Here is a 15,763-nt window from a genome sequence, read left to right as displayed (position 1 = left end):
ATCCGAGACCTGCTGGCGCCACCCGACGCCAACCTCGAAACAGTGCGCCGCCTTGCCGCGGCCAATGATCGGATCTGGCACACCTGGCCGCCCTACGTGCACCGGATTCTGCTGGAGCTGTATCCCGAGATCCTGGCCGATGCCCCCGGACTGCCCACCGCGGTGCGGGACGCTGCCGGGCAGTCGGCGCTGTTCGACGCGATTGCTTCCCCACGCACGGACGACGAAGGGCGGCCGATCGCCGCCGGTCATCAGGACATCCACGAGGCGCTGCGGGCCTTGGCCGCCGACGGAGTGCCGGTGCATCGGCTCTCGCACCGGGTCGACGGTGAAACCCGGGAACTGACCGTGGCTTTCGGAAACCCGGACACTGCGAAGCGGGTGCACTGGGCGGTCTTCGACGCCGCAGAGCTGAGTACCAGCTGGCAATCGGCGGCCCGGCAGTTCCAGGGGTTGGCCGATGGTGACACCGCGCTCATCGCCATTGTCCGTGGCCATGGGCACAACCCGGTCACCTCCGCCCAGGACCGGGCCGCCGCTGCCGTCGTACAGCTGGAACGCGTGCTCGCAGAGCGCAACGCCATGCGTCGCGCTCAGGATCCCTATGATCGCCGACCGGAAAACCACATCACCACCTCCGCCGATGTTGTCAACCAGGTGCGGATGGACGGCAGTGTGGCAGCCGAGATCGATTCGGCGCCGGACCGATCGGAACGGGAGATCCGGGGCAGGCTCGCGTTGGCGCGCGAAGCCCGCGACAGCGCCGCCGCACACCTGGCGGAGTTGGTGGGCAACCTGCGGATCGACGGGGAGTTGGTCCAAGTAGACCCTGCCGACCTCGAGCCCGGCAGGGTGCTCGAAACGGTTCACCACCTGTCGACGATCGCTATCGACCTGGACCACGTGTTCATCCTGACCAAGCTGTTCGACAATGCCGCGAGGCTGGTATCCACGGACGTTCAGGTGCGTCGATTCGAGCAATACCTGGATACCGTCGGCACGCTGCCGGTGTCGGAGACCGAGTCGGCACGGGGACTGGTTGCCGCGCAGGTTCGACGTCTGGTGACGCATATGCGGCTGCTCGAGAGCCTCGAAGCCTTCGTCGACGAGGTTACCCAGCAGCGCGAGGGGGAGCTCGACCGCGCGGAGTCGGTGGCCATTGGGCTGGGGCTGTCCGTGGATGAGCTGAGCGACAGCCTCACTGGCCTGCTGGCGGGGGCGACGCCCGACGAGCTGACCCCGATCGCCGAATTCATGGAGATGATCCCGGAACTGGCCATCGCGGATGCCGAAATCACGCACCACCAATGGTGGACGCGCAGCGCAGGTGTCGCCGTCTTGGCCGACCAGGTACGCCTGGCGAACGAGGAACGAGGACGCGCGGGGCGGGATCTCGCCGAATACGGCGTGGACCCTGAAGCCTTGACTCCTGCCGCGTTGCGGCTGGCGCGCGCGCGGCGGGCCGCGCTACTAAGGGAACTTGCCGACCGCCTCGGCAAGCCGATGTCGGCCTTGCACGAGGGGTACCTGAATACTTCTCAGCGCAAGCGGGTGTCAATGACCCCGAGTCTGGCCGGCGCGGGAGAAGTGCTGCGGCAGTACGATGACCAGCGGGTCAAGACTGCGGCAATCGAGGAATACCTCCGGGCGGATCGTCGCTACAACCAGCTGCTGGAGCAGGCTGATCGGCTCGATACCTTGGCTCGCGAGCAAACTGAAGACGGCGACGACGAGATGCATGTCCTCGTATCCACAATCGTCGGGCAGTCCGAGCCGATCGATCCGACCGCGGTCGTGCCGAATCTTCCGGTGCACGAGGGCAAAACGAATTGTGCTCCGTTCTCGGTGAAGCGATTCCTGGAGTTCCGGGTGCGCCGCGGTGGGATGGCCGAAATGCCCGAGATCGTTCTGTTCTCGGCACCGCTGAGAGGGGTACACCAGGAGGCGGTCGCGGACGCGGCCGACGCCGACTGGCAGCGCTTCCGTTCGCTCAATGATCTCATCGCGCACGTGAGTAAACATCATGGCGCGATCGCGGGGGCCATCACGTACCGGCACGGTCGGCGGGTCGGTGGGCACATGTTCGAGGTGGAAGTCGACGACGACGAGCATCTGGTGGTGCGCGAGTGGGTCGACGGGAAGGAGGAGATCTTCCGCGACGGCGAGGTGCGGGGCTGGCTGCGCGAGCGCAACGAGCTGAATATCTTGGCGGTGCACGGCGTCGTCGCTGATAAGCACGGCAATGCCGTGATCCCGTTCGTGGAACGACAACGGTTCGCGATCGAAGACGATGTGCCGGACGCCGCACTAGCGGGTCTGGCACGCGACGATCGTGCCCCGCCGGGCGATTCCGGCGATCGGGACGCCAGGAACCGGGCGGATCTGGACGCGGAGTTCCGCACAGCTGGCGAGGATCGCTTGGCGGAGCTCGAAGCGGTGGACGAGACCCTGCGGGACACCGATTTCGAAGCCATTGCGCAGGACATCGGACCGGTTCGACTGCTGGACTACAACCGCGACGATCAGGCCGGTGACCGGGGCCGGATCGTGCTCGAGTACGGCGATGCGGCCACCGCGGACATCGTGATCGGGTATGTGGCCGAAACGGCGACCGACCTGTATCTACTGTCGGAAAAGGCCAAATCGCTCGCCGCGTACGTCGCCGAGCAGCAGTTGCGGGGCTCGGTGGCGGTTATCGCGGTGCTGCGCTACGACGACGACCTCGCTCCCGAGGGCCGCGCCACGCACACGGTCGATCTCGTCGCTGCCGACGCGGAGGTGCTGACCCGGGAGCTGTCGCACGTGCGTGAGCTGCGTGCGTCGTCGAGTCGACCCGGGATAGAGATCGTAGGTCGCGGTGACGGTGTCGAGGTAGCGCGCGCGGCGCACACCCGAATGACCGACCTGGACGACCCCGTGTGGGAACTGCCCTACGCGCAGTCGCTCGCCTTCGATCTGTCGGAATACCAGTCGCTTCCGGTGTCGCCGCACGAGGGCGGCGATGCGCTGCCGAGTGCTCTTCAGCAGGACATGCTCGCCGCCGAGATGACCGCTGAGCTGGCCGGCATCGAAGAACGCGGCCGCGTGGACGCCTGGATGCGTTGGCTCGCGGCGGCGGTGAACCAGCAGCAGGCCGCCGGAGCCACGGCGGACGTGGCGCGGCTGGAGGCACTGCTGGCATGCCTGAACAGAGCCGACCGGTTGGCGCGCGAACAGCAGCAGGACTGGGCTCCCGACTTCGAGCTGAGTACTCGTCTGTTGGCGCTGCCGGTGCGAGAGGACGCGAACGCCAGGTCCTTCGTATCGATGGGAGTCGCTGCCCCGGAAGAGATCACGGTATTCGTCACCGCCACCCGGCCCACTCCGGAGGTCTTGCGCGCCGGGCTGCACCGCGCCCATCGCGAACTCGTCAAGCAAGTGGGGCACGCGGACCTCGGGCCGCAGGCGGTGGCCCTCTGGCAGGGCACCGACCCGGAAAGGCTCGCCCAGGACCTGGCCAAGCTGGCCATGGCCCACTCCAGGGATGTGCGGATTCGGCTCGTCACCGTTGCCGGTGACAGCGAGCTGGTGCGCGCAGCGATAGCCGATGACCGGATGGCATCGCGCCGCGGGCAATTCGAGACCGAGGCGGTCCCGCTGTCGGTCGACGACAATTTCCTCGACTTCGCGCTCGGTGATCGGGACCCAGGTGAGCTGGCGGAGTTGGCCGCCATCCGGGAGCAGGTGCTCGGTGCCGTCCCGGACTCCGGCGACGTACCGCCGCGACCGGTGTTGCCCCAGCTGCCGACGGATACGAACGTGGGCGAGGATGCGGATGCGTTGTGGCATCGGCTGTTCGGCGTTGACACGGCGATCACCGCCGACAACTTCGAGGCGAACTGGGGGACGCTGAGCCAGGACCAGCGCTGGCTACTGGTGGAGGGAGCGCCCGCAAAGCTTGCCGAGCAGCCGGGGGCTCCGGCGCGGTGGCGTGACCGTGCCAACCGGATGCTGCTCGCGCAGCGACTCGAATTCCTGTGGAGTGCGCAAGCGGCGGGCACGATCGCCGAAATCCCCGATGGATTAACGGAATTGGTACTGCTGGAGGATCGGTACCTGGCTTTGGCGGACGCCGCCCTCCACGCCACGACCTTGCCAGGCCATCCCCCGGTGCACGTACTGTCGCTGGGCATAGATATACCGGCGCTCGGCTTGGTGGGCGAGGGGCTCAAGCGGATGATCGCCACGTTCAACGACGTGGACATCGCGAGCCGGATCAAGGTGACCGTGGCGGGTCGCCTGGGCGCGGTGCCGCTGGCGGACGGGATGGACGCTGCCGCAGACGCGTTCGACCTGAGTGGGACACAGGCATCGGTCATGTATCTCGGTGCCCACGACCTGGCGCCGGCGGCGGGCATGGAGTTGGCTCGCGACCTCGCAAGCATGATGGAGGTGCAACGCCACTACCGGCCTCCGGAACTCGGCATGGCCACAATCGCGGCGGATGCGTTGCCCGGCGGTCAGGACATCGTCGACTCCGCGATGACCTTTGCGGCATTGTTGCCGGCCGACATCCGTATCGAGGAAGATCCTTCCGGCCTGGAAGTCGGCGACGGCGCGGTCGAGCATCGGCTGCCGGACACCAACGACCTGACGCAGTTGGACCAGCAGCTCGAGGGCGCCTCGGCCAACTGCACCACCTACGTCTCGGACTCCCAGCGCAGAAGATGGCCGAACCTGCGCCTGCCCGTGGCGCAGGACGCCGGCACCAACGGCCGGTCGGCCGACGAGCTCACCTACCTGCTGCAGGCCGGTTGGCACCCCGAGCCCTTGGGCAACGAGGTAATCGGCGGGCTCACCGCGCACGACCGGATCGCCGCGATGCTGCTCGATATGGGCCCCGGCGCGACCGCCGTGGTGGTCGACGAAAACGCCCACTACGACCCGAATAGCACCGACAAGGTCGGCTCGCACGCCTACGAGATGTACGTCGACGCCAACCGTGTTGTGCGAGTCCGGGATTGGCAGCAAGCCACACCGCAGGACCGGCACGTCATCCAGCGCCCCACCGTCACTCCGACCAACGACCGCTACGCTCCCTCCGAAGGCGTCCCCAAGGCAGGCGTCAAGCAAACCTTCGTCATCTTCCGTCACGCGGACGGCACCCCGACCGTCGCCTACAACCCGGACGCTGCGGGTGTCCCCAAGCCGAGGACCCGGATCGGGCGACACCAGCCGGACCGGGGTAGGCAGGAGCTGCCGGAGGTCGGTGACGGCACGGCTGTCCCGGAACCGGCGCAGCCGCCCGCGTCCGTCGAGCCGAGGGGGAAAGACGGTGTTCCGGAAGGTTTTCGGGCGGCCTACGAAGTTCTGGTCACCGTACGTGCCGAGGCAGCAACAGCCTTGGCGAAGGCAGCTGCTAAAACCGATGCCGACTTCGACGTGTTGCTGTCGGATCGATTCGACGAGGAGTTGGTGGCCGCACGGCAGCGCTTGGATGAGCTAAAAGTTCTCGACGCCGACCGCTACGACACCGACCTGAGGGCGGCAACACTTCGTTATCGCGAGATCGATGCCATGCTCGCTCGGCTCGAGGAGCTCGGTGGAGTCTCCAGCACCGCGACCCCGCGGCGATTCGAACTGTTGGCCAGTCATGCCTTCGCTGCGATGTATTGGGCGGAAGGGCAGCTGAGGTTACAGCGTGAGGCCAGCGCGGCGGGCGCTGATCTGGCAGAACTGTGGTCGGAGGAACGAGCCAAAGCTGAGATTGCCCGTTTGTGGGGGCAGATTTCCGACGATGTCCACGGATTTCTGACGTGGGCAGCGGACAATCAGGTCGCTCTTATGGCCTCGCTCAGGAGCAGGGGCCGCGCTCTCCGTGCACACGATGCCGTGCTGGAAAGCCGTGTCGGCACTACGGATCCGAGTGACTCGGCGTGGAAAGCGCGGACAGTACGGGGCTTGTCCTCCGACCGTACTGCGGCGACCGTGAGGTTGAAGTGGGGTGACGAGGGGGCGCTGGAAGAGGTCGCGAACGCGTTGGGCGACAAGCTGCGGGAGTTGGGCTGGCGTGACGCGGACCAGATCGCGGCCGCGACGGATGTGTTGCGTAGTGCGGGACTGGACGCGCTCCAATTCATCACGGACTTCCCCGATGAGTCGGAGCTGGATGAGGGCAAGCCCGGCACAGGGCTCGCTGCGACCTGTTCGGCTGCTCGCCCTGGCAAACGTATGGAGGAAGCAGTCAGCGTCCGGGACATGCTATCCCCGTATGTGGAAATAACGTTGCAATTGTCCGGGGATGCCGATGTCCGATCGTTGCGGGTGTCCGTCGAATGCGATCAGTACCGCCCTGTGCGACCGCTTGCAGGCTACGAAGACCACCCCCTAGCAGAGCATGTTCCCCAGCACAGTGCTGCTGCGGTGGGTCCGCAGGTTCACCGATCGCTTGCCGCCGCTAAACGGTCGGGGGTGGAGGACCACGGTGAAGTATGGGCGCATTTCGAAGAGCCGCGCGTCGCGGAGGAATCAGCACGGGGTCCCGTCGAGGGCGGCGATGCAGCGGCGGCGCCGGACTCTGCTGCAGCGGAGGTCGAGGCCAAAAAGCGGATTGTCGATGACCTCTATCGCGATCACCATGTCCGCTTGCTCGGATGGGAGGTCGAGGATCGTGACGGCGTCAAGGGCGTTCGAGTGGAGGCCTTGGCCTCCGCCGCTCGCACCTTGCGTGAGCTGATCGCGGAATACGGTGGCAGGCATAATCTTCGCGAAGTTCGCTTTGTCGATGAGGCTCAATTGCCGTTTACCATCGACGGGGCCAGGGCCTCCGCAGAGGCGTATTCCTGTGGGACTCAGTACGGCAAGGAGGACCGGAATTTCTACTCGGTCATAGAGTTGGACCGAAGGACACTTACGGACCAGAAATGGTCCGAGGAAACCCTGCGAAAAGTGCACGCCGCCAAGTTCTGGAGCTGGTCCCCAGGAGATCTGGTCGCCGCTATCTTGCACCATGAATTCATCCACCTGGTGGATAAATACCACGAGATCACTGGACCCGATACCAGCGACCATGGTGGCGACATGCGTGTGGGAATGGACGCTGCCTTTGGTGTATATCGCAGCCATGATTTGGCGAGCGCATTCGCTGATTGGTCGTTGCTCCCGCTTTACGTCTACATCGACGGTGACCCGGCAAAGGGCTGGAAGCGGAAGGAAGTGCTGGCGGAGGCGAGTGTCGGCGGCGCGCTGGACCCAGCGTTGCCGTTGATCGCTCCGGAGCGAGTCGTGCACGCGATGTCGCATCGACTCGATGGCGAAGAGTTCGCGAAAACAATGGTGGGTTGGCACCAGGCGCACGAGCTGAATCGGGGACGAGTGCGCCGAGGTTTGCTGCACCGGTTGTTCGCGAAGGTGCGTGGTCCAGCATCCAGGTTTGGTACCGAACTCGATACCGATGGCGATGGCAAGGGGACCTATCGTCGCCCGCTGATGCCGTGGCCACACGCGGACAACCAGTGCGCTCCGTTGACACTCTGGGACATCGGCGCGGTGACGGGCCGGAACGGTCTCGACGATTTCACTGCCGGGCTGGGCGGCATGCAAGTCGAGCACATCGAGAAGGTGATGGGCGGGCGCAAGCAAGCCTTCACGGATATCGGCGCGGCCATCACCCGACTGCGGGCGTGGGCCGAGCAGCTCGACGCGCAGCGCCAAGGCATCGACCCGGACAGCGCTGACCTCGAAAAAGTCGTGCCCGAAGTCGAGGTCGGCTTGCTGGTGTTCGAGCCGACGCACATCGATCAGAGCGGCAAGCACGGGGATATCGGCCACACCTACTGGCTGGTTCGCCGGGTGAACTCGGACGGAACCGTGCGGATCGAGAAGCGCGACCCGGGTATGGGGGTACTGCGACCCAATGTCGTGCCGTCGCCGGAATCGGCCGGACAGCCGGTGTTCGGCATGTTCCTCGACACCGATGGCCAGCGAGTGGAAGTCCCCGACGCCGATGGCGTGGTGCGGACCAGCAGGCGCGACTTCGCTGTGGGCGCGTCCGATCCGGGTCAGGTGCGCGCCGGTGCGTCCGCGCCCGGGTTCCGGGAACGCCTGGCCCAGCTGTTGCGCGGGAAGATCAGGCCCGAACCCGCCGTACCCGAGCTGTCGACGGCGCTGGTCGAACTGCGTCGACACGACGACGAGCGGATTGCCGAGCTGCACAAGCAATTGCGAGAACTGGTCGCACCCACCGGTGACAGTGTCACGCAGTTGCTGGACCCGACATCGGAGCTGAGGCGCACCCGCGAGGCGGAACTCGCGGATCGTCGGCGAACGCTGGCCGCGCTGCTGGAAATTCCCGAGCAGGATTTGACCGACCAGCGGCGGGTGCATGAGCAGTTCTCCGATTTGCAGGGGCGCCTATTCCTTTCCGAGGCGATGTCCGTTGCGGCCGAGCAGTTCCTCGGGCACTTCGAGGTGATGCAGAGGATCGAAGAGATCGACCGCTACACCGCCCGGGCTCGTCGTATCGACGTGTTGCAGGACGCGCTCTACGACGCGTATTCGCGCTACGAGCAGGGACTGGACTCGGCTGCCTCGGTCCGAGTGTTGGCCGCTCAGGTCGAGAGCCTCAACGGGTTGGCGAGGGATATCCAGCAGGCCGGAGACACGGTGCCGAAAATGTCGATCGTCCGAGACCGGGACATCACTCCCGTCTTCTGCTACGGCCCGAACCGGCGGGTGGGCCCGCGGACCATGGCACGGGTGCAAGCCGAGTACACCGAGCTCCGCGCCCTGCTCCAGGTGTTGCTCGACACCGATCCGGAAGGCATGTACCCCTACGAGCTGGAGCAGTTGACCAAGAAGCCGTGGCCGCCGAGCATGCGACGCGAAGATCTTCCGCAGGCGCAGGAAAAGTACGAACTCGCCGTGAGATTCGAAGATTGCCGGGCGGTCCGCACACTGGTCGACGCACTCGAGCAGCGCGACGCCAGACTGCAGGTACTCACTAGCAAATTCGATCAGACGATCTCGGCCGCGCTCGGACCTGCCGCCGAGAACCCGACGCCTCGGGTCGTGTTGAGCGATGATCTGGCCAGACTCGCCGACCTCGATGCAGCGGACCGCGAGTGGCTGCCCAGGATGTTGTCGGCCAATGGTGTTGGTCTCGATCTCGACATGCGGACCCTGGATGACGCTACGGTGGCTGCGCTGCGTTACCAGCGGGAACTCCTGACAAATCCCGAGCTGAGGGAATCGGCGAGACGGTCGTATGTCCGCGATCACGCGAAGGCGATCACGGAGATAACGCGACTGCTCGACGCTGATGCGAGGATCCGGGGCATCGCCGCACTGCAGGCAGCGCAACGCCAGGCGCATTCCCGCGTCGCGGTGGTGGAGCAGGCATTCGAGGCGCGGCGGACCGATCATCTGAGCCGCTACCCGCAAGACGAACACGAGTTGGCGACGGCGCTGCAGGACGCGTCGGCGTTGCACAGCGCACGGGTCGCGGCACGCGGCCGGCGGCGCCGCTCGCTCGGCACGTTGATCCGGCTGGTCGAGAACCACCAGCGCCACACCGAACAGGCCGCTGCGCTGGACCTGCGCGCGAGTGATCTTTCGACCCTCGCGCGTCTTCGCCACGAAGCCGCGACTCGCAGCGAAGACGTCGAGGGCATGCTGCGACTGCTGTCCGACGGCAAGCACGCTTACTGGAATTTCACGGCTGACGTGCCCACCGTGCTGCGCACGCGACGACTCGAGCTCCAGCGTGATCTCGCCCGCGAACTGCACAGGAAACTGGCTCGGGAGATGGGCATCGAGGCGACCGAGGCCGACGAGCAGCAGTCGCTGCCGATCGCGTTGATCCGGCAGATGGTGACCCAGTCCGACAGGGTGAGCCCCCTGACGGATCCCGCGACCGGACAGCGGGATGCCGCGCTCGACGCCATGGCCTCGGCAGTCTTGACAACCGACAGCATGGTCGACGCCGCAGTCGACTACGCCTCGGCCCTCGCCGAGATCGACCGTCTCGACGCGGCATTGCATGCCGGACTGTCCGATCGGCACCCGCAGGAAACGTCCACCGATGCCACGGCCGGATATCGGCGTCCGGCGGGTGGGGTGGAACACCTGCTGGTCGAAGGGCCGAAGAATTGTTTGCCGGAGGCCGCGCAGGCGGCGTGGGCAGCAGTGGGCGCGACGCCGCCTGCCGGTCTGGCGGGTCTTGTCGCGGGACCGGATGGCGTGGCCGCACGGGAGGGTGCGGGCGTAGTCGGGGCGGATTGGCACCAGAACGGATTCGCCTCGTGGGACGAGATCTACCACCGTGTGCTCGCGAACAAGGGTGCGGTCGTCGCGGTGGTGGGTTTCGCGGGCTTCACCAATGAGAACGAGGTCGGCGCGCACGCGGTGTGCGTGAAGTGGGACGCCGAACACCAGCGGGTGCTGGTGGTCGAGAACGGCGTGGAGACTCGCTTCCAGGAGTGGACACCGCCGGATCAGGTTGCGCACCTGGGCGGTATGGAGTTGCTGCCAGGTGGGGTGGCGGCGCGGCCGTTGGGGCCGAACGGAGAGTCGGCGGCGGTGGCGGGCGTGGACTTCCGCAACGTCCGCATCGGCGCCCGAATCGACGACGAAGTGGCCGCGTGGTTGACCGTGGTGCGCGCGGGCGAGGCTATCGATCGGACTCGCCGAGAACAGGCGTTGAATGGTCTAGCGAGGACTTTCGGGCGGCAGATCTTCCCGCCTGTGCTGGCCCGGCTCGGCGATCGACAAGCCGCGCCATTGGCGCGCGCCGCCGTCGACGACGTGCTCGCCACTGCGGCGCAGCACAATTGGAACCCGCCCCAAGGGCAGAACATCCATGACTGGCTGCTCGATATCGCACCCAAAGCGGTAGAGCGCAGGATCATCGAACGAATTCGCGCGGCGGTCCTGGAGCGGGTGCGCGCCGACGAGAACAGCGACGATCCCGATGCGGCCGATGCGGCACCGGTACGGGCCCATGCGGTGGCATCGGCGCATCCCATGGTGATCGCACGGACACTGGACACCAATCTCAGCCCAGCACATCGGGAGTGGCTGCGCCGGATGATCGGGTTCGGCTTGCCCGAGGAGGCATCGCGTCCGTTGGCTGCAAGGCTCGGGGCGGGCACCGCGGTGGAGGGCCTGAACCAGGCCGCGATGCATGCGTTGGCGGATGCCGTGATAATGGCGACCCCGATCGCGCTGCACGACGTGCCGTCACCGAACAGTCCGCAATACGAATTGCTGAACCTGTTGGTGGCCGAGCGTTTTCCTGCCGAGGTGGTGGACGCCGTCGGCGGCGACCTCGCCCGGCTGCAAGGTGCGGTCGCTGAGCTGGCCGGCCGCAATGCGGAATATTGCAATCTCCGATTCTTGCGGGGTCTGTCCCGCGGTCAGGTCTTGGAGATCATGGACCTCACGGAAACGGGCGAGGCTTCGGCGTTGACCCGTGTTACGGATCTCCTGATGATCTCACTGCTCGATGTTCCCGAGCCGTCGGTAGTCGATATCGAAGAATGGTTGAGCCAGCTTCCCGAACAAGAGCCCGACTATGACCGGCGGGTCGCGGAGGTAATGGCGCGGCTGTCGCCCCAGCTCGCACACGTAATCGCAGGCGACCTCACGAAGCTGGCGAATGCCATCGCGCAACTCGCGCCCCAGCAGAAGACGATCTGCTATCTGACAATCTTGAATGGCGAGTCGGTGCTCGATGCGAGCCGGGCAATGATGTTGACCCGCGGCTCCGCCGACAAGACACGGCGTGATGCGATGGCGGTGCTGGTCGAGCGGCTCACCGAAGTTGCCCCCGATACAGCGGCGCTCGAGTCGGATGTCGACGAGGATTCGACGGCAGACCATTCGCAGCAGCATGAGGTTCAGGAAAGCGAAATCGAGCAGGCCGCACCCGATTTCACGCTGGATGGGCCAGCCACCGCGACAGATCTGGCGCGTATTTCTGGTATCCCGCTCAGCACGGTCATTCTCGTGCTGAACAAGAAGGCCGTCAGTCGACGGATCCACGAGCAAGTAGTCGCCACGGCGCAGCGGATCGGCTTCGAGCTTTCCGAGGACGTTGCGCGCCCGCAGAAGCTGCCGCAGCCGGTTTCGGTGCACACAGTGGCGCGCCGCGCACGAGTGTCAACTCGCGCCGTATTCCGGATGGCCAGTGGGGGATCGGTTCCCGACGTGGTTCGCGAGCGTGTGTCGGCCGCGATGCGGAAACTCGAATTCGAGTTCCGCAACGGTGAGCTGGTCTCGATTCATGAATTCACGCCCAAGTTCGAATGGACGATGCTTGCTCGAGAAGCGGGCGTGAGCCGAGACTCGCTGCGCCACATGCTCGCGGGTGACCGAGTCTCGGCTCAAACCAGGGAGAAGGTCGCCGCAGCGGCCGCCCGCCTTGGTATCGTGCTTCCACAAGAGCTGGTGGCGACACCGCCGCCCCCGCAACCATCGCCGCCCTCTCGAACACGGTTGGCGCGCACGGCGGGTGTGTCGAACAGCGAAGTCAACCGGCTACTCAACGGCGAACGCGTCACCTACGCGACGTGGCGAGCTGTCCTCGAGACGGCCGCGCGGATCGGATTCGAGCTTCCCGAAGCGGCTCTGAACCCACCGATTTGGTGGCGCACCGGTGAAATTGCAAACGCGGCCCGAGTATCCAAGAATGTCGTTCGCCACGTACGTGATGGGCATTGGGTGAGTCCGGAACAACGAGACCGTGTGATCGAGGCGATACGGCGGGCGGCTCCCGAACTCGTGGATGAGATTCCGCCTGCGCCAACGCAACCGGCACGTCGCAACAATATGACCGATGTAACGCGGGAGTCGGGAGTTCCGTACGACCTGGTTCGTCGAGTATTCGCAGGTGTGGAAACCGATGTACAGGTGGGACAGTCGGTAGTAGCGACCGCCGACCGGCTCGGCGTACCGCTTCCCGCGAATGTCCGATTCCAGGCAGCGCCGCCACACGCAGTCACTTGGGCGCAGGTGGCGCGGGAAGCGGACGTGGGTCCGGGCTTTGTTTATAAGGCCCTCAACGGCTGGGAGGCAAGCGCGCGCGTCATGCGGGCGGTGCTGACTGCTGCGACCAAGCTCGGATTCCCACTGCCGCCTGACGCTCTGGCCAAAATTCGTTTGCCGCAGCAGTTCGCGGCGGATCTGGCCGAGGCAGCTTCCGTCTCCGAAGACACGGTGACCCGGGTTTTCGCCGGTCGGGAAACGGATGTGGCGAAATGGCGGCAGGTTCGTGATACGGCGACGCGACTCGGCCTCTTGCCGAGGCGGCCGACGATAGCCGATGTGGCGCTCTTGGCCGGCGTGCACCGGGCTTCGGATGTGGTGCAAGCGCTCCACCGGCGCGCGCCGTCGCATACAGAGCCCGAGCAGCGGATGCTTGCTGCGGCACACATTCTCGGTTATCCGCTCCGGCCTCGGATGCGGAATGCGATCGATCCGGCCTTTGTGCAGAACAGGTTCACGCCGCAGCATTACGAAGCGGACCGTTTTGTTCCTGGAAGCTTCAAGAAACAAGTCGATCAGGATCAGGTCGCGAGAGCCGCCGGGGTAACGCAGAAAATGGTCAGCCTGGTGGTCAATGGAGAGATCGCCGGCGACACAGCGGCCAAACGGAGGGTACTGGCGGCGATTGCGGATCTCGGCTATTGGTCTTCGCCGTTCCAGGGTCGCGATTTGGATCAGATTCAGGTGCTACGCCGAGAGTTGTCCGAAATTCTCGGCGTAGAGCCTTTGGCGGTCGACCACGAGCTTGTTCGTGCCAGATTGGAGCGGATCGCGTCGGGGCATGCGACCGAAATGGCTGAACTCTTCCTTGAATTCGACGAAGAGGAGTTGGCGCGGCAACCTGAAACCAGCGATATTGCGAAATTGCTCGGCGTGTCCACTGTGGCGGTTCGCGATGTGCTTGCTCGGACCGAACCGTCATACACCGAGGAAGAGCAGCGCGTTATTGCTGCGCTGCAATGGTTTAAAGCTCCGATCCCGGCTGTTTTCCGTAAGGCCGCTGATCCGGAATTCCTCGCGAACAGACTTACCCCCGGTCGTCATGCCGACGGACGGTTTGTGCCAAGCACGTTCTGTCGGCAGCCGAGCCAACAAGAAGTGGCTGTTCACGCCGGCGTGGTGCAAACAACCGTCAGTACGGCGATCAGAGGCGGTGGTGAACTTACTGAACAAGTGATCGATCGAGTTCTTGCGGCGGTCGACGATCTCGAATACTGGTATTTCAGCAAGGTCACCGATGCGGCAATCGCCCAACTGGCTGGAGTTTCCGAGCAGGCGGTTGCCGATGTGTTCGCCAGGTCAGCGCCGGAAGGCACCGATCAGGAGCTCCAAGTGCTCACGGCCGCACGTCGACTGGGGCGGCGCATTCCACCGGCATTGCGCGGCGGGTTCGAGCACGAGGGGACCCAGCAGCAGAGCACGCCACCATCACAGCGGAAGATCGCGGCCCGAGCCGGGGTGACTCAGTCCACCCTTGTCCGCGTTATCAGCGGTGAACTTTCGGCCGACACCGATACCGGCCGTAAGGTTCTGGCTGCGCTGGCGGAGCTCGGTGCGCGCTCCCGGCAGCCCGAGATCCGGCTCACCACCGCACAAGCGCGGGAATTGGTGGACCAGGCGCCGCAAAAGCTGTTGGCGGAGCTTGCCAAAGGCCTGGATTCGCCGGTTGAGCGGGAATACGGCGCGCTGGTCTTCGGTGCTGAGCAGGTCGTCGACCGCCAGGAACTCGCGCGGCGGATGGGTAAGTCTCCGAAGTCCATCAGCGGTCTGCGGGAGCGTGTGATTCCCAAGCTGGGAAAGATGCTTGCCGAGCGGGCGCTGCAGCACACCGACGCGACGGTTCCGTATGTGCGGATGCCAGCCGAAACCGGTGACGCTACCGCCATGGTCGAGGCGTTGCCGCAGCGCCAACTCGCTGGGGCGCGGACCCACGCCGACTCGGCCGACGCCCCGGGCTATTCAGCTGAGGTCGGTATCGCTGCGATGGGCGGGCGGCCCGCGATGGGGACTGCTCCCGCAGTCGACGCCGCAACGGCCGACTACGAGTACTTCGACAACCACCCGGTGGAGAACAACTGTGCCGCAAAGGTGCAGGGCGTGGTGGAGATCTGGGCCGATCCGGAGCATGCCGCCCTGATGACACCTGCGTCACCGAACAGTCCGGAAATCGTGGACAGCGGGATGTCAGGTACCCGGTTCCTCCAAGGGTTGGCCGCGGACTGGCTGCCGGAGTCGCTGCTGTCGGGGCGGGTGGGTCTGACCGACGTGATCGCCCGGGTCCGTGCTCGCAATGGCGACGTGGGTGCGATGGCGTTGGCGTTGGAAGGCAGCCACGACCTGGCGCACGCGGCCCTGGTGGTCGAGGTGAACGATGCGCTGGTCGCCAGATATCCGCAGCTCGCGAACTACGTCGGCCAGGTGGTGGTGTTCGACAACGCCTATCCCGGTGCGGACGAACACGGCTGGGTCGTCGGGAAAGAGGCAGTGGACCAGTGGGCGCACGACGTCGGCGCCGGTGTGGAACACCTGCATGCGGCCGCGTTCGGTAAGAACGGCACGGCGCTACAGCAGCTGGCGGACGGCCAGGTTCCCCAGCAGCGCGGTCCGGTCAAGGACCTGGGAGCATTGCCCCGGCGGATGCGACTGTGGCTCGACCGCAACAAATATGAAAGGCCGCCGGCGGCGCCCTTTGCCCACAGCTGGCCGAGTGAGGGTGGCCGGCAGCAGATCGTCCGCACCA

General features: G+C 65.6%; 1 protein-coding gene (only partly in view). It reads left to right on the top strand.

All 15,763 nt of this window come from inside a single coding sequence — locus ACLMAL_RS00570, sigma-70 family RNA polymerase sigma factor, on the top strand. Of the gene's 104,907 coding nucleotides, 30,648 precede the window and 58,496 follow it; the stretch shown corresponds to coding positions 30,649-46,411 — codons 10,217 (complete) to 15,471 (partial); the first codon wholly inside the window starts at position 1. Both the start codon and the stop codon lie outside the window.

The sequence above is a fragment of the Nocardia sp. CWNU-33 genome, assembly GCF_046764895.1.
In the GTDB taxonomy this organism is placed as follows: domain Bacteria; phylum Actinomycetota; class Actinomycetes; order Mycobacteriales; family Mycobacteriaceae; genus Nocardia.
Note: the sequence above shows the minus strand (reverse complement) of the source record. Positions and strands in the feature narration are given on the sequence as shown.